Origin of the sequence: Arthrobacter oryzae, assembly GCF_030718995.1 — a bacterium.
Lineage (GTDB): Bacteria > Actinomycetota > Actinomycetes > Actinomycetales > Micrococcaceae > Arthrobacter > Arthrobacter oryzae_C.
In genome coordinates this window covers 1274957-1295578 of the sequence record NZ_CP132204.1, presented here as the reverse complement: position 1 = coordinate 1295578, position 20622 = coordinate 1274957, and the positions used below count along the sequence as shown (strand labels likewise).

The 20622-nt window shown below is 67.8% G+C and carries 20 protein-coding genes; 12 read left to right on the top strand and 8 right to left on the bottom strand.

Annotated elements, in window-relative coordinates; genetic code table 11:
- Positions 1 to 15: 15 nt before the first annotated feature.
- Positions 16 to 1245: a pyridoxal phosphate-dependent aminotransferase gene (locus tag Q8Z05_RS05990; RefSeq protein WP_305942571.1), complete on the bottom strand. Its 1230-nt coding sequence runs from the start codon at positions 1243 to 1245 to the stop codon at positions 16 to 18.
- A gap of 65 nt (positions 1246 to 1310) precedes the next feature.
- On the opposite strand from Q8Z05_RS05990, the gene Q8Z05_RS05985 reads away from it, so the two are divergent.
- The 5 genes from Q8Z05_RS05985 (at position 1311) to Q8Z05_RS05965 (ending at position 7364) form a co-directional block, all read left to right on the top strand.
- On the top strand, positions 1311 to 2129 hold the full coding sequence (locus Q8Z05_RS05985) for a pyruvate, water dikinase regulatory protein (protein WP_305942570.1): 819 nt from the start codon (positions 1311 to 1313) through the stop codon (positions 2127 to 2129).
- Between the two features lie 151 nt (positions 2130 to 2280).
- Positions 2281 to 4692 carry a phosphoenolpyruvate synthase gene (gene ppsA, locus Q8Z05_RS05980; RefSeq protein ID WP_305942569.1) on the top strand — a complete coding sequence of 804 codons (2412 nt, stop codon included), beginning with the start codon at positions 2281 to 2283 and terminating at the stop codon, positions 4690 to 4692.
- A 560-nt stretch (positions 4693 to 5252) separates the two neighbouring features.
- Complete coding sequence (locus tag Q8Z05_RS05975; RefSeq protein ID WP_305942568.1) at positions 5253 to 5912, top strand: protein tyrosine phosphatase; 660 nt, start codon at positions 5253 to 5255, stop codon at positions 5910 to 5912.
- Between the two features lie 131 nt (positions 5913 to 6043).
- Positions 6044 to 6595 carry an RNA polymerase sigma factor gene (locus Q8Z05_RS05970; RefSeq protein WP_305942567.1) on the top strand — a complete coding sequence of 184 codons (552 nt, stop codon included), beginning with the start codon at positions 6044 to 6046 and terminating at the stop codon, positions 6593 to 6595.
- Positions 6588 to 7364, top strand: coding sequence for a hypothetical protein (locus tag Q8Z05_RS05965; RefSeq protein WP_305942566.1), 777 nt, complete (start codon positions 6588 to 6590; stop codon positions 7362 to 7364). Before Q8Z05_RS05970 ends, Q8Z05_RS05965 begins: the two co-directional genes overlap by 8 nt.
- Before the next feature lie 37 nt (positions 7365 to 7401).
- On the opposite strand, the gene Q8Z05_RS05960 is transcribed toward Q8Z05_RS05965, so the two are convergent.
- A complete protein-coding gene (locus tag Q8Z05_RS05960) occupies positions 7402 to 7914 on the bottom strand; it encodes a COG4315 family predicted lipoprotein (protein ID WP_305942565.1) in 513 nt (170 codons plus the stop codon).
- Between the two features lie 235 nt (positions 7915 to 8149).
- On the opposite strand from Q8Z05_RS05960, the gene Q8Z05_RS05955 reads away from it, so the two are divergent.
- From Q8Z05_RS05955 to Q8Z05_RS05945, 3 genes are read left to right on the top strand one after another with little or no spacing between them, the layout of a single operon-like run.
- Positions 8150 to 8650: a sigma-70 family RNA polymerase sigma factor gene (locus tag Q8Z05_RS05955; protein WP_305943496.1), complete on the top strand. Its 501-nt coding sequence runs from the start codon at positions 8150 to 8152 to the stop codon at positions 8648 to 8650.
- Positions 8647 to 9363, top strand: a complete 717-nt coding sequence (locus Q8Z05_RS05950) for an anti-sigma factor family protein (protein WP_305942564.1) — start codon at positions 8647 to 8649, stop codon at positions 9361 to 9363. Before Q8Z05_RS05955 ends, Q8Z05_RS05950 begins: the two co-directional genes overlap by 4 nt.
- A 31-nt stretch (positions 9364 to 9394) precedes the next feature.
- Entirely contained in the window at positions 9395 to 10567 is a 1173-nt protein-coding gene (locus Q8Z05_RS05945) for a pyridoxal phosphate-dependent aminotransferase (protein WP_305942563.1), read from the top strand.
- Here Q8Z05_RS05945 and Q8Z05_RS05940 read toward each other — a convergent pair.
- Together Q8Z05_RS05940 and Q8Z05_RS05935 are read right to left on the bottom strand one after the other, a co-directional pair.
- Positions 10564 to 11043 (bottom strand): SRPBCC family protein, encoded by a 480-nt coding sequence (locus tag Q8Z05_RS05940; RefSeq protein ID WP_305942562.1) that lies wholly within the window; start codon positions 11041 to 11043, stop codon positions 10564 to 10566. The genes Q8Z05_RS05945 and Q8Z05_RS05940 overlap by 4 nt on opposite strands.
- A gap of 31 nt (positions 11044 to 11074) precedes the next feature.
- Positions 11075 to 11824 (bottom strand): DUF1206 domain-containing protein, encoded by a 750-nt coding sequence (locus tag Q8Z05_RS05935; protein WP_371745935.1) that lies wholly within the window; start codon positions 11822 to 11824, stop codon positions 11075 to 11077.
- Between the two features lie 316 nt (positions 11825 to 12140).
- Here Q8Z05_RS05935 and Q8Z05_RS05930 point away from each other — a divergent pair, with 316 nt between their 5' ends.
- Together Q8Z05_RS05930 and Q8Z05_RS05925 are read left to right on the top strand one after the other, a co-directional pair.
- Positions 12141 to 13718 (top strand): hypothetical protein, encoded by a 1578-nt coding sequence (locus Q8Z05_RS05930; protein WP_305942561.1) that lies wholly within the window; start codon positions 12141 to 12143, stop codon positions 13716 to 13718.
- Between the two features lie 63 nt (positions 13719 to 13781).
- Complete coding sequence (locus Q8Z05_RS05925; protein WP_305942560.1) at positions 13782 to 14228, top strand: hypothetical protein; 447 nt, start codon at positions 13782 to 13784, stop codon at positions 14226 to 14228.
- A 22-nt stretch (positions 14229 to 14250) separates the two neighbouring features.
- On the opposite strand, the gene Q8Z05_RS05920 is transcribed toward Q8Z05_RS05925, so the two are convergent.
- Positions 14251 to 14658 carry a hypothetical protein gene (locus Q8Z05_RS05920; protein ID WP_305942559.1) on the bottom strand — a complete coding sequence of 136 codons (408 nt, stop codon included), beginning with the start codon at positions 14656 to 14658 and terminating at the stop codon, positions 14251 to 14253.
- 6 nt (positions 14659 to 14664) lie between these two features.
- Positions 14665 to 15636, bottom strand: coding sequence for a tRNA (guanosine(46)-N7)-methyltransferase TrmB (gene trmB / locus Q8Z05_RS05915; RefSeq protein ID WP_305942558.1), 972 nt, complete (start codon positions 15634 to 15636; stop codon positions 14665 to 14667).
- Between the two features lie 141 nt (positions 15637 to 15777).
- On the opposite strand from trmB, the gene Q8Z05_RS05910 reads away from it, so the two are divergent.
- On the top strand, positions 15778 to 16371 hold the full coding sequence (locus Q8Z05_RS05910) for a class I SAM-dependent methyltransferase (protein ID WP_305942557.1): 594 nt from the start codon (positions 15778 to 15780) through the stop codon (positions 16369 to 16371).
- A gap of 31 nt (positions 16372 to 16402) precedes the next feature.
- Positions 16403 to 17749, top strand: coding sequence for an MFS transporter (locus Q8Z05_RS05905; protein ID WP_305942556.1), 1347 nt, complete (start codon positions 16403 to 16405; stop codon positions 17747 to 17749).
- Positions 17750 to 17800: 51 nt separating this feature from the next.
- Here Q8Z05_RS05905 and Q8Z05_RS05900 read toward each other — a convergent pair whose 3' ends face one another.
- Both Q8Z05_RS05900 and Q8Z05_RS05895 read right to left on the bottom strand, forming a co-directional pair.
- Positions 17801 to 18994: an ABC transporter substrate-binding protein gene (locus tag Q8Z05_RS05900; RefSeq protein WP_305942555.1), complete on the bottom strand. Its 1194-nt coding sequence runs from the start codon at positions 18992 to 18994 to the stop codon at positions 17801 to 17803.
- 224 nt (positions 18995 to 19218) lie between these two features.
- Complete coding sequence (locus Q8Z05_RS05895) at positions 19219 to 20511, bottom strand: MFS transporter (RefSeq protein WP_305942554.1); 1293 nt, start codon at positions 20509 to 20511, stop codon at positions 19219 to 19221.
- Positions 20512 to 20622: the final 111 nt, after the last annotated feature.

The following is a 20622-nucleotide window of genomic DNA, read 5'->3' as shown; positions in this document are numbered from 1 at the left end:
GTTGCCCGTCCTGATTCAGTCGTCCTCCACGCCGGTCCGGTACGAGGCGAGGAAGGCGGCGATCCGGCGCACTGCTTCCTCGATATCCTCGACCGACGGGAGGATGACGAAGCGGAAGTGGTCCGGCCGCGGCCAGTTGAACGCAGTCCCGTGCGAAATCAGGATCTTCTGTTCCCGCAGGAGGTCCAGGACGAACTGTTCATCGCTCTTGAACGGGTAGAGCTCCGGGTCCAAGCGGGGAAACAGGTACATGGCCGCCGCCGCCGGGACGCACGTGACGCCGGGAATGGCCGTGAGCAGCTCATAGGCGCGGTCCCGCTGCTCGCGAAGCCGGCCGCCGGGCCGGACCAGGGCCTCGATGCTCTGGTAGCCGCCAAGGCACGTCTGGATGGCATGCTGGGCGGGCACGTTCGGGCACAGGCGCAGGGATGCCAGGAGCTCCAGCCCTTCGCGGTACGCCAGGGTTGCCGCGAGCGGTCCGGTGACGGCCACCCACCCTGCCCGGTACCCGGGCATCCGGTAGGCCTTGGACAGGCCGCTGAACGTCAGGACGCAGATGTCCTCGGCCACCGAGGCGGTGTGGATGTGCCGGGCATCCTCGTACAGGATCTTCTCGTAGATCTCGTCCGAGAAGAGCACCAGGTGGTGCTTACGCGCCAGCGCCGCAAATTGCTCCAGGACGTGCCGCGGGTAGACCGCGCCGGTCGGATTGTTCGGGTTGATGATCACGATTGCCTTGGTGCGGCGGGTGATCTTTGATTCGACGTCGGCCATGTCCGGCCACCAGTGCTCGTCCTCGTCGCACAGGTAGTGCACGGGCTTGCCCCCGGTCAGCGTGACGGCTGCCGTCCACAGGGGGTAATCCGGGGCGGGAACCAGGACTTCGTCACCGTCTTCCATGAAGGCCTGGAGGCACATGGAAATAAGCTCGCTCACGCCGTTGCCGATGAAGATGTCCTCGACGCCGATCTGCATCAGGCCGCGCGTCTGGTAGTACTGCGAGATGGCCGTGCGGGCCGAGAAGATGCCTTTGGAATCGCTGTAGCCCTGGGCGCCGCGCAGGTGGTGGATCATGTCCACCACCACGGACTCGGGGGTTTCCAGCCCGAACGGCGCGGTGTCGCCAAGGTTCATCTTCAGGATCCGGTGCCCTTCGGCTTCCATCTCCTTCGCCGCCTGGAGGATGGGCCCGCGGAGTTCGTAGCGGACGTTCTGGAGCTTGCTGGAGTGCTGCATGGGACGCATGCTTGATCTTTTCACAGCGCGGACAGGACACGGCAAGAAGGTCCGTCTTAGTGCAGAATGCGTTCATGACCAATGACGATCTTCGGCCTGTCTACTTCCTTTCGGACAGCACCGGCATCACCGCGGAAACGCTCGGCAACACCTTGCTGACGCAGTTTCCCGCTAATCATTTCGACCGCATCACGGTCCCTTTCATCACCACCGTCGAACAGGCCAGGACAGTCGTGGGCACCATCGACAAACTGGCCGCCAGCGGTCTGCGGCCGATCGTCTTCTCCACAGCGGTCAGCAGCGACATCCGCCAGACCCTGGCCACGTGCCAGGGGATCATCGTGGACCTGATCGGGACGCATGTCGGACAGCTGGAGCAGGCCCTCGGCTCGCCGGCCAGCGGCGAGCCCGGCAGGGCGCATGGCCTGGGCAACGCGGAGCGTTATCAGTCCAGGATGGCCGCGGTCGAGTACGCCATGGAACACGACGACGGGCAAAGCCTGCGTGCGCTGGAGAAGGCCCAGGTTATCCTGGTGGCGCCGTCCCGCTGCGGAAAAACTCCCACCACCATGTACCTGGCGCTGCAACACGGAATCTTCGCCGCGAACTTCCCCCTGGTGGACGAGGACTTTGAGCGGGAGGGACTCCCCAAGCCGCTGAGGCCCTTCGTTGAGAAATGTTTCGGCCTCTCCTCCAACCCCCTGCGCCTGAGCCAGATCCGCACCGAACGGCGCCGCGGTTCGCCCTACGCGTCGCTTCGGCAGTGCGGCTTCGAGCTGCGCAGCGCCGAGCAGTTGTACGTCTCCCACCGGATTCCGTACCTGAATTCAGCAACAGTCTCCGTGGAGGAAATGGCTGCGACCATCCTGCAGCGCATGAACCTCAAGCATTAGGGAAAAGTTTCACAATCTCAGTGTGGCGCACATCATGTGGAAAGAGCGCCCGAGACCTGTCACTGTGGACAGGATTCGCGCCCACCAACCGGCTATCGCCGCGAGCGGGGCGGCACATCTGCATGCCATCATCTGCAAAGGAGCAGCAACTATGACGACAGACATCCTGTGGTTCTCAGAACTCGGACTCAAGGACCTGGACCGGGTGGGCGGAAAGAACGCGTCCCTCGGCGAGATGGTGCAGAACCTGACCTCTGCCGGCGTCCAGGTTCCCGACGGTTTCGCCACGACTGCGGACGCGTACCGGACCTTCCTCGCAGACTCCGGACTGGACCAGAAGATCGCCGCCCGGCTCATCGGCCTCGACACCGACGACGTGACCGCCCTCGCCTCGGCAGGCCAGGAGATCCGCACCCTCATGCGCGAGACGCCGTTCCTGCCGGACTTCGAGGCGCAGATCAGGAACTCGTACCAGCAGCTGGTGGAGAAACACGGAGGCTCCGAGGACCTCTCCTGGGCCGTCCGTTCCAGCGCCACCGCGGAAGACCTCCCGGACGCTTCCTTCGCCGGCCAGCAGGAAACCTTCCTGAACGTGCGCGGCATCGAGAACATCCTGCTCGCCATCAAGGATGTGTTCGCGTCGCTCTACAACGACCGTGCCATCGCGTACCGCGTGCACCACAAGTTCGAGCACGCCGAGGTGGCACTCTCTGCCGGCATTCAGCGGATGGTTCGCTCCGACGTCGGGGCCTCCGGCGTCATGTTCACCATGGACACCGAATCGGGATTCAACGACGCCGTGTTCGTCACCTCCTCCTACGGCCTCGGCGAAGCAGTGGTCCAGGGCGCCGTCAACCCGGACGAGTTCTACGTCTACAAGCCCGCCCTGCAGGCCGGCCGCCCGGCAATCCTCAAGCGCGGGCTGGGTGAGAAGGCGCTCCAGATGACCTACACGAGCAACCGCGAAGTGGGCCACACCATCGATTTTGTTCCGGTTGAGGCTTCGCTGCGGAACCGCTTCAGCCTCACGGACGACGACGTCGAGCAGCTCGCCCGGCACGCCGTGGCCATCGAGAACCACTACGGCCGCCCCATGGACATCGAATGGGGCAAAGACGGGATCGACGGCGGGCTGTACATCCTCCAGGCGCGCCCCGAGACAGTGCAGTCCCGCCGCGCCTCCGGCAGCCTGAGCCGTTTCCGGCTCAACGGAACCGGCCGGGTCCTGGTCGAAGGCCGCGCCATCGGCCAGCGCATCGGCGCCGGCACCGTCCGCATTCTCAGCTCGATCGACCAGATGGCCGCCTTCCAGACCGGCGACGTCCTGGTGGCCGACATGACCGACCCGGACTGGGAACCGATCATGAAGCGTGCCTCCGCCATCGTGACCAACCGCGGCGGACGCACCTGCCACGCGGCCATCATTGCCCGGGAACTGGGGATTCCCGCCGTCGTCGGTACCGGGGGCGCCACGGACGTCCTGTCCGACGGCCTCGAGGTGACCGTTTCCTGCGCCGACGGCGAGACGGGCGTGATCTACGAAGGGCTCCTGGACTTCATCGTCGAGGACACCGAGATCACCCAGCTGCCCGAGGCCCCGGTCAAGGTCATGATGAACGTCGGTACCCCGGAGCAGGCGTTCACCTTCGCGCAGCTGCCCAACCACGGAGTTGGCCTGGCCCGGCTCGAATTCATCATCAACCGCCAGATCGGCATCCACCCCAAGGCGCTGCTGAACCTGGACGAGCAGCCGGCGGACGTGGCCGCGGTGATCCGGGAACGGATCGCCGCCTACGGCAGCCCGCGCGACTACTACATCAAGCGCCTGGCCGAAGGGGTGTCCACCATCGCGGCGGCCTTCGCGCCGGAACCGGTGATTGTGCGCATGTCCGACTTCAAGTCCAACGAGTACGCCAACCTGATCGGCGGACCCGCCTACGAGCCGCACGAAGAGAACCCGATGCTCGGATTCCGCGGCGCCTCGCGGTACCTGGAACCGTCCTTCCGGGACTGCTTCGACCTTGAGTGCGAGGCCCTGTCCTTCGTCCGCAACGAGATGGGGCTCACCAACGTCAAGCTGATGATCCCGTTCGTGCGGACCCTGGACGAGGCCCGCGGCGTCATCGAGCTGCTGGCGGAGAACGGCCTGGTGCGTGGCGAGAACGGCCTCGAGGTGATCATGATGTGCGAGATTCCGTCCAACGCGCTGCTCGCCGACGAATTCCTCGACCACTTCGACGGGTTCTCCATTGGCTCCAACGACATGACCCAGCTGGGCCTGGGCCTGGACCGCGATTCGGCGATTGTCTCGGGTGGCTTCGATGAACGCGACCCCGCCATCAAGAAGCTCCTCAGCATGGCCATCAAGGCGTGCAAGGCCCGCGGCAAGTACGTCGGCATCTGCGGCCAGGGGCCCAGCGACCACCCGGACTTCGCCGAATGGCTGGTCGGGGAAGGCATCGATTCCGTCTCGCTGAACCCCGACACCGTGGTGGACACCTGGCTCCGGCTTGCCGGTGCCGATGCCGAGGTCGGTGCCACGGCCGGCGCAGCGGCGAACTAGCGGGGCATCCCGCACCGACAGGGGGAACCCGCCGCGTGCAGCGGCGGGTTCCCCCTGTCACATCCTCAGCTGTTCTGCTGGAGCGCTTTCGCCAGGAAGTCCAGGACGTCGTCGTCCACTTCTTGTTCGCCCGCTTGACCTGGGCGAACTTCAGCCGCGGCGAGTGCAGGGACACGTAGCCCTTCCGGAGCTGGATTTCCACGCCCTCGGTTTCCGCTGCCCAGGCCAGGAATGCGTCCGCGATGGGGCGCAGCGCCGGGTGGCCGGACTTGCGCAGTAGCAGCGCGTGGTTGTTGTCGACCATGGTCTGCCAAGTCCTGGCGGCGTTCTTCAGGTCGGTTGGGTTTCGCATGTCGTGATCCTAGTGCCGGCCATCGGCCCGTCTGCGGTCCCCGGAAAAGCGCGGCCCGACGCCGTCCCCGAAAGAATTTCCGGAACCGCGTAACTTTTCCGGACCCCGCATCGATGTAAGGGGAGTGCGGACCGCGTCCGCGCCGCTTGAGTGGCCGGATCCAACCTGGCCGTTACTGACACTGTTGTATATGTTTTCGGAGGGTTTCATGTCCTTGTTCACTATTTTTGCCACTAGTAAGGTTGCTGCGAGCGCATTGGCGGCCGGCACGCTGGCGGTCGGCGGCACCGGCGCAGCCGCATTTGCCGGAGCCCTTCCCTCTGACATCCAGCAGAGCGCCCACGAACTGCTCGGCGCCCCCGCTCCGCACGTCGGCGGCGTTTCCGAGACCGCCGCGTCCGGCGCCGCTGAGGCATCCGCTTCCGCCACGCCGTCCGCTTCCGCCGACGCAGCCGGCTCCGTTGAAGGGGAAGACGCCAGCGCCGAAGCATCGGCCGCCGCCGTCGGTCCGGACGCCACCGGCCCTGCCGCATACGGCCTGTGCACCGCCTTCACCAGGGGCGGCCTGGACGCCTCCTCCACCGGCTTTAAGTCGCTGGCCGTCGCCGCTGAGGGCGAAGCCAACATCGAGGGCTACTGCGCTGACGTCGTTGTCGCCGGCAACGCAGGTGCCAATGCAGCCGCCAAGGCTGACGGCAACGGGGCCGAGGTTGCCGGCAACGGCAATGCCGCCGTCGACGTTGAAGCCCCGGAGGTTCCGGAAGCACCGGAACTGCCCACCGAGGCAGCCGTTCCGGCCGCGCCGGAACTCCCCGCCGAGGTCCCCACTGAGCTCCCGGAGCTGCCCACCTCAGCTGGCCGTCAGTAATACAGCCACCTATGGTGGATCGCGGGACTCCTTCGCTGTGGCGGGAGTCCCGCGGTGCAACAGGAGCCGGTCACAGCCTTTCGGAACCCGGAAGGATGCGAACGCGCTGCGTGGGATGGAGGAGCCTGAGGGTGCTCGACACTTTGGCAGATGAATACGTGCACACGGACGGGACCGACCCCGCCGTGCTGTTCACCCTTGTCTACCGCAAGTTCTCCGGCGCCGTCCTCGGGTACCTGAGGGCGCGGGGAGTGGACGATCCGGAAGCGGTCACCCAGGACGTGTTCCTGGCCTTCTATCCGAAGCTTGACGGCCTGAGCGGCGGACTCCAGGGTGCCAAGTCACTCATCTTCTCCATCGCCCACGCACGCATGGTGGACTACTACCGCCGCAACGAGCGCACCCCGGCACTCAGCCCCTACGAATCGGACCTTGACGCGCGCAGTACGGCGTCCGCCGAGGAACTGGCGCTCGAGAATGTCCACGGTGCGGGAGCCCTGCTCGACGGTCTCAGCCCGGACCACCAGGAAGTCCTCGCCCTCAGGGTGGTTGCGGACCTGTCCGTGGAACAGGCCGCCGAGGTCATGGGCAGGACCACCGGGGCAGTCAAACAGTTGCATCGCCGGGCGCTGAGCGCCCTCAGGGAACGCGCCTCAATAGGAAGCCAGGCACATCATGAGTGACACCTCCTCATCCCGGAACCAGCAAATCATCGACGAACTGCTGGCCGACGCCGGCATGGAAGACGCCGGCGACCTTCGCCCCGTCCTGCTGGAACTACGTGCCCTGGCAACGGACAGCCCCCGGCCGTCCGCCGCAGTGGAAGCCCTGATGGCCCCGGCCGCCACGTTCCCCGCGGCGGCTGCCTCCGCCGTCGACCAGTCCGCTGTGGCACAGCCCGCCGTGGAACAGCCGGCCGTTGACGAACTGGCTGCCCGACGACGCCGCAAACGCCGCCTGCCGCTCACGGCCTTTTCGGTCGCTGCTGCCCTTGCCGCCGGCGGTGCCGCCGCGGCCGCCTCCGATGAGAATTTCCGCCATACCTTGGGAAACGTCCGGCACGCCGTGACGGTCGTTGTGGGGACCCTGACCTCCGGAACAGGGACGACGGGCCAGCCTTCACCGGAAACCGGGGGAACGGTACCCGGTTCGCCCGCGACCGCCCCCACGACGCCGGGGGCGACTCCGGCGGACGGCGGCTCAAGCCCGGGCGGTCAGGCCGGCGGCACCACGGCCGATCCCGCCACGCCATCACCGGGCACGGCCGGCACCCCGGGCCACACGCTGCCCGACAAGCTCGATCCGCGGGACCCGGGCACCATTCCGGATCCGGGCCAGCTGCCCGCCGGGAAGCCGCTTCCTTCTTCCCCGGTGGGCCCCGATCCCTCCGGGCTGATTCCCACAGCGCCTGTCGAGGTTCCCGAGCTGCCTGGTCCCTTGCCGTCCAAGTAGTCCGCACCGGTCAGTACCCGGGCTGCGGGCCTCCGGCCTAATAGCCTGCCGAAGGGGCTTTCGCCATCTCTCCCGCCGGGCTGACCAGGTACCAGACGTCGTTGACGCCCTGGCCGGTAATGTCACCGGCGGCCTTGTCTTTGACGTAGTAGTACACGGGCAGGCCGCTAATGGTCACCTGCTTCTTGCCCTCCGGCGTGGAGATGGTTCCCACGGTGCCCGTGATGCCTTCGACGGCAGGCTCGTCGGATTCCGTGAGGACCGGAGGCCACGCGGCGATGCACGCCCCGGTGCACGCGCTGGTGCCGGAGTCCTTGACGTCCTTGGTGAAGAAATAGACGCTCATGCCTTGCGCGTCCACCACAACCTGGCCGGCGGCTGTTGACGCGGTCTTCAGTTCGGCCGGGGCGGAGGCCGCCGTCGTGCTCTCCACCGTGGTGGGTGTGCCGGTGGCGGGAGTACCAGTGGTGGGTGTGGTGCCGCCGCCGCAGGCGGTCAGGACGGCGGCCAGCGCCATGATGGACAGCCCGGCGCCCCATTGTTTTTTCATGTCCAGCTCCTTGGATTCGTGCCGGCCAGGACTGTGGGGTCCGGCGCTATCCGGTATGACGTGCAAGGAAGCAGAATGGTTCAGAACGCAGAATGGTTCTGCCGGGTGAACCGTTTAGGCCCGGGCGGCGTCATAACAGGGGAACGGAGGGCGTCCGGCCCGCCGCGGCAGCACCAGGCAGCATGAGGCAGCACACACAATGCATGGCACCATCAGCACGGCGGGAGGGGCGCGGATGCCGCTCGATGAGGATGTGGTGGCAGCGATCTACCGGGAACACGGCCCGGCGCTGCGGCGCTTTGTGCTGAGCGCCTCGCGGGATCCGCAGCTGGCTGACGACGTGGTCCAGGAGACGGTGCTCCGCGTCTGGCAGCAGGCTCCGGAAATCACCGGCAGCCTGCGGAGCTACCTCTTCCGCACCGCCCGGAACATCATGATCGACAACTACCGCAAGGCCCAGCGCCGTCCTGTCGAAGCGACGGAGCGGGACGTGGCGGATCCTGCGGAGGCCAGCGAACGGGTTGATGAGCTGCTCAACCGCGTCTTGATGGAGGAAGCCCTGCTGCGGCTCAGCACCGAACACCGCGATGTCCTGGTGGCGCTGCACTACCGCCGCCGCACCGTCGCGGAGGCGGCCGTGGAACTGAACATCCCGGCGGGGACGGTGAAGTCCCGCGCGTTCTACGCGGTGCGGGCGCTGCGGACCATCCTGGACGAAATGGGGGTGCAGCGGTGAACAACGCAGACCTGCACCACCTGTTGGGCGCCTACCTGCTGGGCGGCCTCGAGCCGGCCGAAGCGTCGCTGTTCGAACAGCATCTGGGCGTGTGCGCGGACTGCCGCCGGGAGCTGGACGAACTCGCCAGCCTTCCGGCGCTGCTGGACGCCCTGCCTGTTGCCGACGCCGTCGCCCTGACTGCCCTGGCCGGAGCACCATCCGGGTCGACAGCCGCCGCGGAAGCTACATCGTTGGGGGTAGCTTCCGCGGGGGAGCCCGCCGCATTGCTGGATGAGCTGGCGGTCAGGCGCCGGAAATCACGACGGCGGCGGGCGGCTTTCGCCGCGGCCGTGGCGGCCGCGTGCCTGGCACTGGGAGTGCTCGCGGCGCCGGTATTCAACCCCCCGCCCCGCCCGGATGCCAGCTACTCGGTGGAGGCGCCGGGTGGCCTGCAGGTCCAGCTTGCCCTTATGAAGAAAGCATGGGGGACTGAGGTCTCGTTCTCCGGCACCAGACTGCCCACCCAGGGCACGCTGTCCCTGTGGGTCAAAGGCCAGGACGGCACTGAGGACCGGGCCTGCAGCTGGTCCGCGACGCCCGGGGGCCGGTCCAGGATCACCGGAGCAACGCCCACCCAGATCAGCAGCATCAGCAGCGTGGAACTGCGCAACGAAGGGCAGCAGACTGTGGCCGTCATCTCCATGGTGGAAGGCCCGCCCGGGACCCATTGACGCGTTCCGCGCCCGGTGGGACGCTGGGCGCATGGTCCGCGGCAGGACCGGGCGGTTCGCCCGGATTCAGCCTTTCGGCATCGATAAGGTGGCAGCCGCCGTCGGTGGTGATCCCGACGTGCTTCGCATGGAGAACCTGGACACGGATGTCGCGCCGCCGCCGTCGGCCGTCATCGCAACACGGGAAGCGGTGGGAAACAAGGCCGCCAACAGCTGGCTCCCTTTCACGGGCACGCTGGCCCTCCGCCAGGCCGTGGCGCACCGGCTCCGGCAGCAGACCGGGCTCGCGTACGATCCCCGCTCCGAGGTGGTGATCACCGGCGGTGCGCTCGCGGGAATGCTCAGTGTTCTCCTGGCGACCGTTGACCACGGCGACGAGGTGATCCTCACGGATCCCACCTATGCGGGCATGATCAACAGGGTCCGGCTGGCGGGGGCCGTGCCGGTGTTTGTTCCGCTGGTGGTTTCCGGCGGACGCTGGCGGCTGGACACGGGCCGGCTGGCCGAGGCGGTGTCTGCCCGCACCCGCGCCATCCTGTTGATGAGCCCTGCGATGCCCACCGGCCACGTGCTCAACGACGCCGAGTGGGGCGCCGTCCGTGACGCCTGCCTGCATGCGGACTGCTGGCTGCTCTATGACGCCGCCATGGACCGGATCCTGTTCGACGGCCTGCCGTACCGCCATCCCGCGTCGTTCCCGGAACTGGCCCCGCACACCATCACCCTGGGCGGCGTCTCCAAGAACTACCGAATGATCGGCTGGCGCGTCGGCTGGGTGGCCGGGCCGCCGGAGGTGATGGGAGATGTGGCACTCGCCGCGATCTACAACACAGCCGTGGCCAGCGGCTTCAACCAGGCCGGGGTCCTCGCGGCGCTGACCAACAGCGATGACGGGATCCCCGGCGCGGTGCGGGAGTGGCAGGCGCGGCGGGACCTGGTGGTGGAGGAGCTGGCCGGGCTGCCTGTCGTGGTGCCGGAGGGCGGCTGGTCGCTGCTGCTGGATGCGGAGGCGCTGGGGATGGGTGCACCGGAGCTGTCGCGGCGGCTCCTGGCTGCCGGCCGGGTCGCCGCGACCCCCATGACGGCGTGGGGAGAGGACGTGGCGCCGCGGTACGTGCGGCTGGTCTACGCCACCGAGCCCCTGGACAGACTGCGCGGCGTCGGGGTGCGTGTCAGGGCAGCCCTCGACGGCGGGCGGCCTTAGGGCTGCAAGGCGCGGAACTCCTGCACCAGCTGCGGATCCTCGCACGCCCGCGCGAAGGCTTCGATGCGTTTCTCGATCTCGCGGCCCAGCAGCCAGCTTCCCACCCTCTCCGCCACGGGACGCAACCACGCCGGCCGGCACGAAAAGGTGTACTTCCAGACTGCCCGGGTGCCGCCGTCGGCCGCGGTGAAACGCCACCCGCCGCCAAAGTTGCCGAAGAACCACGGGCCGGACACCATGGTCATGCCCACGTTCCGGGGCGGTGCGTAGGAGACGTACTCGCTCACCATCACCAGCCCCATCTTCGAGACCGTCCGGGTGCGGACGCCCTTACCCGCGGCCTTGGCACCGTCAAGCCAGCCCTGGGCCGAAATGAAGGGATCCCACTTCAGCCGGAAGTCGCCGGTGGTCTGGGAAAACGCAAAGGCGGTCTCCGGATCGAGGCGGATAAAGCGCTCGGCGCGTACCTGGGGCATGCGTCCACCCTAGCCGGGGGCCCGCCCGGGCTCACATTTTGGCCAGTTTGGCGCGCACCATCTGGAAGACGCCGTAGCAGATCAGCCCGATTCCGACGGCGGCCAGCAGGTAAAGCCCGAACGGCTGGTCCCGCAGGGCCTTCAGTCCGCCGTCGAGCCCGGTGGACTCCTCCGGATGCGCCCGGATGGTGGCAATGACAATGAGCAGGCCTACCAGCAGGAGCGCAAACCCCTTGGCGACGTAGCCCACCACGCCCAGGACGGTCACCCCGGTGCGCATGGTGCCCGGGGCAGGCAGTAGAAGGTGCTTTTCAAACGATTTCCGGATGCCGCGGATCCCGTACACGACGCCGGTAATGGCAACGGCTGCGCCGATGACGATCAGCAATGCAATCCCGCCGGGGGCCTTGATGAGGGCGATGGTGAAATCGCTGGTGGACTGGCTGTTGTCCTTGCCGGTGCCTATGGCGAAGGAGACGAGCGTGAGGGCGAAGGCGGCAAAGACCACTGCCTGGCCGGCTGCCTTGAGCTTGCGGAGGACCTTCTCCCGGGTCGGCAGGTGGCTGTAGTCGAAGATTGCGTCGCTCGTCTGCCAGATGGCCAGGGCCACGCAGGCCGCGAAGCTGCTCCACAGCAGGATGGGGCCGGCAGGCTGGCTGGCAAGTTCCTGCACGGCGCCGCTGACGTCCGCCTTGCCCTCCCCGCCCATGGCCAGGCGGATGGCGATGGCGCCCACCAGGAAATGCAGGATGCCGCTTACTCCGAATCCGGCCCGGGCCATGAGCTCCAGCGGCCGCGAGTTGGTGACTTCCTCAGCCGTCCCTGCGGCCTCTCTCAGTTCTTTTTTGATGTCCGGATCCTCGTGCAGTTCTCGTCGCCGCGGGGCTGTCCCGCCGTGGTGTTAAAGGCCAATCGTGCCACGGGAACGGGTTCCGGAACAGTTCCCGGCCCGGCGCCCGGTGCGGCGTTAGGCTGGAGGGCAGCCGCCGGCTCCGGTGCCGGATGGGGAGTGTTGCCCATGGCATCCCCTGCTGCAGGATGGCACGATATGGACCAGCCACCAACTTCGTAGCTGCACCATTCTCCGGGGAGACTCCATGACTTTTTACGGTGCTGACGTCAGTCAGCTTCGCGCCTTGGCCAAGGCCGCAGACAAGGCTGCTTCGCTGCTCAGCACCAGGGCCTCCTCGCTGCAGAGCCAGATCATTGCAGCCCCGTGGAAAGGCAGCGACGGAGAGCGCTTCCGTCAGGAATGGACCGGCAGCCACCGTCCCGGCATTGAACGGGTGGTGGCGAGCCTCCGGCAGAACTCGAAGCTCCTGCTGCAGCACGCCGCGGAACAGGAACGGTCCTCGGCTGCCGGTTCCGGCGGCACCGGTGCAGGGCAGGGCGGGCTGACCGGACTGCTCGGGCAGCTGAAAAACTGGGCGCAGGAAAAACTGGAGGCTGCCCGTGAGGCCGCCGAGCACCGGGCCGAACTGCGGGGGCAGCTGGAGGCGATGGCCGGGGCCAGTCCCGAGGAACAGGCCGCGTGGTGGGACGGGCTCCCGGCAGCGGACAAGAAATACCTGATCGAGGGTGAAGGCCCGGACGGTCCGCTGGCGCTCGACCTGATGTCCATGGACGGCGGGATCCCGAAATCAGCCCAGAACCTGGCCCGGGAGCACCTGCTGGAGCTGGCCAGGGAAGACATCCCCGTCTATACGGAGACGGGCAAAGCTACAATCGACGCCCGTGTGCTGTGGATCCACGGCGGTGCGGAAGTGGGCACCGAAGTGGTGGAGAACGCCGACGGCTCGGCCACGGTGAAGGTCTACGGCAACATGGGCCTGGGCGTGAACGACGCCACCGGATCTGCCGGCGCCACCCTCAGCGGCGAAGTGGCGCGGGAGTACACGTTCCGCAGCATTGAAGAGGCCGTGGCGGCCCGGAACCAGATGTACGCGGACCTTCCGCCGGACAGCGTGGGCGATATCAAGGACGTGGCCGGCAACCCGCCGGACTACATCCTGGACACCCTCAATGACGCAGCGTCGGATAACGGGTCCAGCGGCCATGAGGACAAAGCCAAGGGGTCGCTGAGCTTTGAAGCGGGGGCAGATTCCGCCGATGCCGAGGGCTCCGCCAAGCTGGAACTGGCCTACGAAAAGAACCTGAGTGACGGGACGTCCAAGGGCAGCGTGGAGGTTTCCGCGCAGGGCAGCCTGGACCTGGACGGCCGGACGTTCGAGGCCTCCGGCAAGGGCGGACTGGAACTGAACATGGACAGGGACAACAACCTCAGTTCGGTGTCGCTGTCCATGGAGGGTACCGTGGCGCAGGGCGTCAAGGAGGGCATGGACGTGAAGGCCGGCAGCATCGAATCCAGCGTGACGGCCGGCACGCAGGGCAGCGTCAAGATCGACATCGATTACACGCCGGAGAACAGCGCCGTGATCGACAGCTACATGAAGAATGTGGCACTGGGGAACGATGCGGCAGCTGCCCGTGACGCCGCCAGGCTTTACGAGGCCGGCTCGGCCACCATTCAGGTGAACAGCGTGGTCACGGCGTCCAACGAGGCGGGATTCGACGTCAAGGCGGGCGAGGTCAAGGTCAGCACGGAAAACCAGGTCAGCACGAACGTCAGCACCTACCAGAAGGTCCCGAACGACACCAGGCTGTCCCGGCTTTAGTCCCGACGCCTCCCTACGAACCTGCAAAACACTGCGTTACAGCTGAAGGAGCAATCGCCAGCCATGACAGTTCACATCGACTCCCCGCTCGGTTTCACCGCGGACTTCCCCGACCACACCTTCATCCTGGATGACTCCACCGCCGGTCCCGGCACGGAGCAGTACGGGCTGCCGGGGGACGTCCTCGTCACTGTCATCAAAGACGACACCTCCGTTGCGGGTCCGGCGCAGGCCAACGGCTGGGCGCACCTGATGTCAGCGCACTACCTTGAAGAGCGCGGCGGCACGCTGCTGACCGAAGGCGAACTGAACCTTCCCGGCAAGGCCGCGTACGCCGTCGTCGTCGGTTATGACGACGCACGCGGTGACGCGAAAGCTGCCGCCACCGTGGGCGTGTGGGAAAAGGACCGCTTCATCGGTGTGGTGGTGATCTGGCCGTATGCCGACCCGCAGCTGGAGCCGCGGATCGGCCTGCTCAAGGAAGTGGTCGGCGCCATCCGGGTGAGCTGACGCCTGGCCCGGCACCCGGTGCTTAGCCGAGGAGGGGCCACGGTCCGGCCAAGCCGGCCCAGGTCCAGAGGCCACCCGTCATGTTGAACGCCGTAAACGCCAGGCCCAGCAGTCCGGTGATCCTGCCGGCGTTCATCCGCTGTGAGCGCCTGATGGCCACGATTCCGGTGATCACCGAGGTCAGGACCAGCCCGGCCAGGAGGCCCACCAGGACGGTCAGCAGGACCCAGTAACCGCTGGTGTCAGGCAGCGGGACGTTGGCCAGGAGGGGCTCCGCGGCCGCCATGATGAACGTCGAGAGGCCGAACATGGCCGCCACCGGCGCCAGCACTGCGGTGACGAGGCTGGTGATGCCGGCCGCCAGCCCGCGCGAGTCAGCGGACCGGCGCTGCGGGACGTGCGGAGGTACCGGCGGCGGTGCGGAGGCCATGGTGCATCATAGCCGCCGATAGCACAGATCGAAGATGAGCCGGCCCGCTTCGTGCGCCTTGTTTTCGAAGCTCGTCCGGATCCGGCCCTCGAACCGCGGCGCCCAGCCGCCGGTTTCGTCCACGCCCTCGTTGGGGCCGGTGTGTTCGGTGCTCACCGGGGCGCGGCCCTCCTTGACCGGCGCGCCGCCCACCAGGGATTCAACCCCGGACTGCCATACCTGCGTGAGCGGGCTTTCGGGACCCCTGCGCTCGCCGTCGTGCAGGTTCACGAAATCGGCGGAGCCGGCCATCACATCGCGGACGTGGACGGCGTAGTTTGACCAGTCGGTGGCCACCCGGAACAGGCCGCCGGGCTTCAGCGCCGCGGCAACGAGCGCGGCGAACTCGGGCTGGATCAGGCGGCGCTTATGGTGGCGCGACTTGTGCCAGGGGTCGGGGAAGAAGACCCAGACCTCGCTGACGGAGCCTGCCGGCAGCATGGTGGCGAGGACCTCGGGCGCGTTGGCTTCCACCACGCGGACGTTGCTGAGCCCGCGGCTGTTGATCTTGATCATGGTGTTGGCGAGCCCGGGGGTGTAGACCTCCACAGCCAGGAAATCCCAGTCCGGGTTCTCTTCGGCCGCGTGGCAGACGGCATCGCCGAGGCCCGAACCGATCTCCACGATCAGCGGAGCCGTGCGTCCGAACTCCGCCGCGGCGTCGAAAACGTAGTCGGGGTGCACGGAAGTGTTGGCGATGTGCCGCGGGACGTCAACCGCCCAGCGGTCCGAGTGCTCCTCCCAGGCCAGCTGCCGGCGGCCCTGCAAACGGGTTCCGCGGCGAACGAAGCTGACAGGCCGGCCGCCGTAGGTGCCGAAGGACGCCTGGCTGCCAGGGGTCACCGGCCGGGCCGCCTGCGGCTGGTCGGCGGCTGAACCCGGGGTGGCCTCCGGCGTCTGGGCAGGTGCGGACTCGGGGGTTTCTGGGGATTCACTCATCCCTTCCAGAATAGTTGAGTTTTTGTCCAGATAACGCGGGATGAGAGCGCTCCAACTCTCGATAAGTGGACAAAAACTCCCTGGGCCCGGGGGTACCTCCCGGCCTTTTGAGTCGGCGCCGGACGTGCGAGACTGTCCCGCATGACTGATGCCGTGCGCAGCTATTGGGATGCCCAAGCCGAGACATTCGACGACGAAGCGGACCACGGGCTCGCCGACCCCGCCGTCCGCGGAGCATGGGAGGCGCTATTGTTACCGCTGATCCCGGAACCCGGCAGCGACGTGGCGGACCTTGGCTGCGGGACCGGCAGTCTTTCGCTGCTGCTGGGCAGTGCCGGCCACCGGGTCCGGGGCATGGACTTGTCAGGGAACATGGTGGACATCGCCCGGGCGAAGGCTGCGGCCGCCGGGGTGTCTGCGGAGTTCGTGGTGGGCGACGCCTCTTCCCCTGCCCTGGCACCGGGCTCCTTCGATGCGGTGCTTGCCCGCCACGTGCTGTGGGCTCTGCCGGATCCGGACGCGGCCCTGGCCCGCTGGACCGGGCTGCTTCGCGATCCGGGCACCATAATCCTCGTGGAGGGATTGTGGGGAACCGGTGCGGGGATCCCCGCTGACCGCTGCGTTGAGCTGGTTCGCCGCCACCGCAAGAATGCTACCGTGACCATGCTGGGGGACCCGGCGTTGTGGGGCAAGGAGATCACGGACGAGCGCTACTTGATAGTCAGCACGTCCTAGCGGCGGCGGTTGCGCGCCGCTGCCTGCGAGAATGGGGCGCGTGACCGAAGCCACGAACCGAGCCAAGAACGCCGCCGCGGGCAATCCCGCGGGCGATCCCGCGAAGACCAAAGCCCCAGGCCGCTCCAGGAGCGACACCGCCGGCACGCTGGTGGACGCCGAAATCGATGAGCTGCCCGCCGCCGAACCCACCCACGTCAGCGGCCGCCGCGGACTGGTCTACCTCGGCGTGTGCCTGGTGCTGATCGGGCTGAACCTGCGCACGGTGTTCTCCAGTTTCGCGGCGGTGCTTCCGGAAATACGGTCCGACGCCGGGCTGCCCGGCTGGGCGGTGGTGGTCCTCACCACCGTGCCGGTGACCCTGCTGGGAGTATTCGCGCCGCTGGCGCCCGTCCTCGCCCGGCGGTTCGGTGCCGAGCGGGTGCTGCTCGGAGCCATGGGCGTGCTCACCGCCGGGCTTCTGCTCCGTCCGCTTGACCTGCCCGGCGCCGGCCACCTGCCCGCACTGCTGGCCGGAACAGCCGCCTGCGGCGCCGCCATCGCCCTCTGCAACGTGCTGCTGCCCGGCCTGGTGAAGCGCGACTTCCCGCACCGGCTGGGGCTGATGGGAGGCCTGTACACCACCGCGATCTGCGCCTCCGCCGCCCTGGGCGCCGGGTTCACGTACCCGGTGTTCGCCGAGTCGGGGGAGTGGACAGCGGCGCTGTGGTTCTGGGCGCTGCCCGCCGCCGTCGTACTTGTCCTGTTCCTTCCGCTGGCTGTCCGGCAGCGGCACCCGCGGCACCAGGCCGTTGCCGACGGCGTGAACGTGTGGCGCTCGGCGGTGGCCTGGCAGGTCACCATCTTTATGGTGCTGCAGGCCATGATGTCCTTCAGCGTGTTCGCCTGGCTGGCGCCCATCCTGCGGGAACGCGGAGTGGACGGCGGGACCGCGGGGCTGATCGTCTCCGCCTCCATCGTCCTGCAGATGCTCGGCTCACTCTTCGCGCCGGCGCTGGCGGCCCGGTTCCGTGACCAGCGGGCCATCAACACGGTGGTGGCGCTCATGACCGGCGGCGGGTTCGCGCTGAGCATTTTCGGGCCGCTGGACTTCATCTGGGTGTGGACCGGGCTGCTGGGGCTCGGCCAGGGCAGCCTGACCGCGGTGGCGCTGACCATGATCATGCTGCGGACCCGGGACGGCCACACGGCGGCCCACCTGTCCGGCATGATGCAGGGCGTGGGCTACGGCGTCGGCTCCACGGGCACGCTGATGGTGGGGCAGCTGCACCAGGCCACCGGATCGTTTGCCGCAGCGGGGGTGCTGTTCCTGGTGGTGGGCTCGCTCGCCGCCTTGTTCGGGTACCGGGCCGGACGGGATCGTTTCATCGGGGGTTAACCCGGAGAGGGGGCGGCCGCCGCCCCCTCGGCATCACGGCAGTGGCCTGCCTCAGTCCTTGCCAAGCCCGGCGGCGCTGACTTGGTTGGCCCCGGTTTCCGTGGTGACGCTGTTCAGGGCGGCGAGGTCGAAGATGCCGTTGATGTCGGCCTGCCTGGTGGTGCCGGCATCCACGCCGTCCTGCAGCAGCTTCTTGTACGCGCCGGCCAGCGGATCCACGGTGAACACGATGTTCTTGAGGGACCGCTCAATGACGTCGGGCTTCAGTTCTGCGCCGGAGGCTTCCTTCAGGGCGGCGTTGATGACAGTGGATTTCTCATCAGCGGCGGCGGAGTTGAGCCAGGTGACGGATTCGGCGTGGCCCTTCAGGAGCGCCTTCACGGTCTCCGGGTGGGCGGCGGCGAACTTCTTGTTCACGATCAGGATGGTGGTGGGGAACTCGCCCGGCTTGCCCGTCAGCGACCCGTCCCACAGCTCCTTCTCGTCCACCAGGACCTTCGCGCCGGCCTGCAGCACCAGCCGGGAAGCCCACGGCTCAGGCAGCCATGCGCCGTCGAGCTTGCCGTCCTGGAACAGCTTCAGCGTCTGCGCGTTCTCGGTCGGGTTGATCGCGACGTCGCCGCTGCCGTCGGTGTTGGTCTTGTAACCCTGCGCGGCGAGCCACGCCCGCAGCGCCACATCCTGGGTGCCGCCCAGCTGCGGCGTTGACAGGGTCGTGCCCTTCAGGTCCGCGGCCGAACCGATCCCGGGCTTGACCACCAGCTGCGCACCGCCGGCCGCGGCACCGGCAATGATGCTGACGGACTCGCCCTGGCTCTTCACGAACGAGTTGATCGCCGGATTCGGCCCGATATACGTCGCATCAATGGCCCCGGCGTTCAGCGCCTCGATCGCCGCCGGCCCGGCGTTGAACACCTGCGTGCTCAGCTTCGTCTCCCCCAGGCTCTTCGCAATAAAGCCTTCCTTCACCCCCACCAGGGCCGGGGCGTGCGTGACGTTGCCGAAATAGCCCAGCCTCAACTCCGCCGCGGGTGCTGCGGCTGCGGCCGCCGGCTGCGCTGCGGTATTGCCCGTGGTGCCGGACAGCGACGATGCCACTGCCGCGCCGCCGGCGATGAGTGCCACGAGGCCCGCGGCGATGCCGATTCCGAGGGCGCGCTTGCGCTTCGGATTGGAGCTTTGGGGCTTGGAGGTTTGCCCCGCAACGATGCGGGTGGATCCTTCGGGGTTCTGATGCGATGACATGGGGATTCCTTCACGATTGCGGTGGTCCCAGCGGGGGCTTCACCGCAGGCCTGCGGTCGATTGGACTGAGACTACGGTCCGGCCTGTCGGACCATCAATGGCCCGCGTCGCGCGCGTTCACCCGCGTTAATCCAGTGACTCAAAGCGTCATCGGGGAGCCCGAAAGGGAGGCGCCGGGCGTGTCAAAGGTAACTGGGCGTCACGCGAGGTAACTGCCGCCGTCGTCATTGTTTGGGTTGCAGGAAAGTCCAGATGATCACGGCGGCCACCAGTGCGGTGGAAAGGAATCCAAGCCCGGAGTACCCGACGGCGGCCAGCACCGGACCGGCCAGCGCGCCGCCGGTTGCCCCGGCCGCGTTCATGCTCAGGTCCGAAACACCCTGGATCGCCGGCCGGTCCTGCACATGCGCGGACTCGGCCACCAGCGCCGACCCGGCAACAACAGAGGCGGACCAGCCCAGCCCCAGCAGGATCAGGCTAGCGGTGACGGCCGTGCCGGAGTCCGGAGCCAGCCCGGCCAGCATGAGTGAAACCAGCAGCATGGCCTGGCCCAGCAGGATGGTGCGCAGCCGGCCGGCTTTATCCGCCATCCAGCCGAAAACGGGAGACAGCGCGTACATGCCGGCAATGTGCAGGCTGATCGTCAGTCCGACCACCGTGAGGCTGGCCCCGTGGTCTTTCAGGTGCACGGGCGTCATGGACATCAGCGCCACCATGGCGGCGTGGCTGAGCGCGACAGCGGCCACGGCATACCGCGCCCGGGGGTTGCGCCGCAGAATCCGCAGGCCGCTTTGTGGCCGGGGTGCTGCGAGGTCGGGCACGCGTGAGGCCATGGCGGTGAGCAGGGGGTCCGGCCGCAGGCCGGTGGAATAGACGACGGCGGCAGCCAGCTGGGCGGCGACGGAAAAGGCGAAAGCGCCGGTCAGCGGGGGAAGGCCGAGGGCGGCACCGACTGTCTCGCCAGGGCCGAAGAGGTTCGGCCCCAGGACCGCACCGATGGTTGTGGACCATACGACTATGGAGAGGTCACGGCCCCGGGACCCCGGGCGGGACAGGTCGGTTGCGGCGAAACGTGCCTGCAGGTTTACTGCGGAGCCCGCGCCGAGGAGCATCAGGCCCACCAGCAGCAACGGAAAAAGGCCCAGTGCGGCGGAGCTGATGGCCAGGACGGCTCCCGCTCCGGCGATCAGGGCGCCGGTGGACAGCGAGATCCGCCGGCCGCGGGCCTGGGCCAGGCGGGCCAGCGGGACAGCGGCGAAAGCGGCGCCGAGGGTGCTCATGGTGGCTGCCATGCCGGACCATGCGTTCGATCCGGAGAGCTGTGCCGCCAGCAGGGATCCCAGGGAGAGGGTTGCCCCCATGCCGATGCCGCCGAGGATCTGGCCGCAGACGAGAACGGATACCACGTGGCGTTGAAGGCGGTGGCCATCCAGTCCGGCCCGGTCCGCTCCGGCCGCCGTTCCCGGTGTGGCGGACTCGTCTAGCTGCAGGCCTTCCGGCCGTTCCTCTGCGTTCATCCTGATCCTTCGGGGCTTCCTGCATGGCTTCCCGGCGGCCCGGGAACACGCCCAATATACCCTAAGGGGTATTTCGGCCGGAATCACGCGTGGCACCCGGAGCGGCCCGGC

Excerpts from the sequence above, each read along its gene's own strand:
- Q8Z05_RS05990 (WP_305942571.1), bottom strand. The coding sequence starts at position 1,245 with ATGCGTCCCATGCAGCACTCCAGCAAGCTCCAGAACGTCCGCTACGAA.
- Q8Z05_RS05985 (WP_305942570.1), top strand. The coding sequence starts at position 1,311 with ATGACCAATGACGATCTTCGGCCTGTCTACTTCCTTTCGGACAGCACC.
- ppsA (WP_305942569.1), top strand. The coding sequence starts at position 2,281 with ATGACGACAGACATCCTGTGGTTCTCAGAACTCGGACTCAAGGACCTG.
- Q8Z05_RS05975 (WP_305942568.1), top strand. The coding sequence starts at position 5,253 with ATGTCCTTGTTCACTATTTTTGCCACTAGTAAGGTTGCTGCGAGCGCA.
- Q8Z05_RS05965 (WP_305942566.1), top strand. The coding sequence starts at position 6,588 with ATGAGTGACACCTCCTCATCCCGGAACCAGCAAATCATCGACGAACTG.
- Q8Z05_RS05960 (WP_305942565.1), bottom strand. The coding sequence starts at position 7,914 with ATGAAAAAACAATGGGGCGCCGGGCTGTCCATCATGGCGCTGGCCGCC.
- Q8Z05_RS05955 (WP_305943496.1), top strand. The coding sequence starts at position 8,150 with ATGCCGCTCGATGAGGATGTGGTGGCAGCGATCTACCGGGAACACGGC.
- Q8Z05_RS05945 (WP_305942563.1), top strand. The coding sequence starts at position 9,395 with ATGGTCCGCGGCAGGACCGGGCGGTTCGCCCGGATTCAGCCTTTCGGC.
- Q8Z05_RS05940 (WP_305942562.1), bottom strand. The coding sequence starts at position 11,043 with ATGCCCCAGGTACGCGCCGAGCGCTTTATCCGCCTCGATCCGGAGACC.
- Q8Z05_RS05935 (WP_371745935.1), bottom strand. The coding sequence starts at position 11,824 with ATGGCCCGGGCCGGATTCGGAGTAAGCGGCATCCTGCATTTCCTGGTG.
- Q8Z05_RS05930 (WP_305942561.1), top strand. The coding sequence starts at position 12,141 with ATGACTTTTTACGGTGCTGACGTCAGTCAGCTTCGCGCCTTGGCCAAG.
- Q8Z05_RS05925 (WP_305942560.1), top strand. The coding sequence starts at position 13,782 with ATGACAGTTCACATCGACTCCCCGCTCGGTTTCACCGCGGACTTCCCC.
- Q8Z05_RS05920 (WP_305942559.1), bottom strand. The coding sequence starts at position 14,658 with ATGGCCTCCGCACCGCCGCCGGTACCTCCGCACGTCCCGCAGCGCCGG.
- trmB (WP_305942558.1), bottom strand. The coding sequence starts at position 15,636 with ATGAGTGAATCCCCAGAAACCCCCGAGTCCGCACCTGCCCAGACGCCG.
- Q8Z05_RS05910 (WP_305942557.1), top strand. The coding sequence starts at position 15,778 with ATGACTGATGCCGTGCGCAGCTATTGGGATGCCCAAGCCGAGACATTC.
- Q8Z05_RS05905 (WP_305942556.1), top strand. The coding sequence starts at position 16,403 with ATGGGGCGCGTGACCGAAGCCACGAACCGAGCCAAGAACGCCGCCGCG.
- Q8Z05_RS05900 (WP_305942555.1), bottom strand. The coding sequence starts at position 18,994 with ATGTCATCGCATCAGAACCCCGAAGGATCCACCCGCATCGTTGCGGGG.
- Q8Z05_RS05895 (WP_305942554.1), bottom strand. The coding sequence starts at position 20,511 with ATGAACGCAGAGGAACGGCCGGAAGGCCTGCAGCTAGACGAGTCCGCC.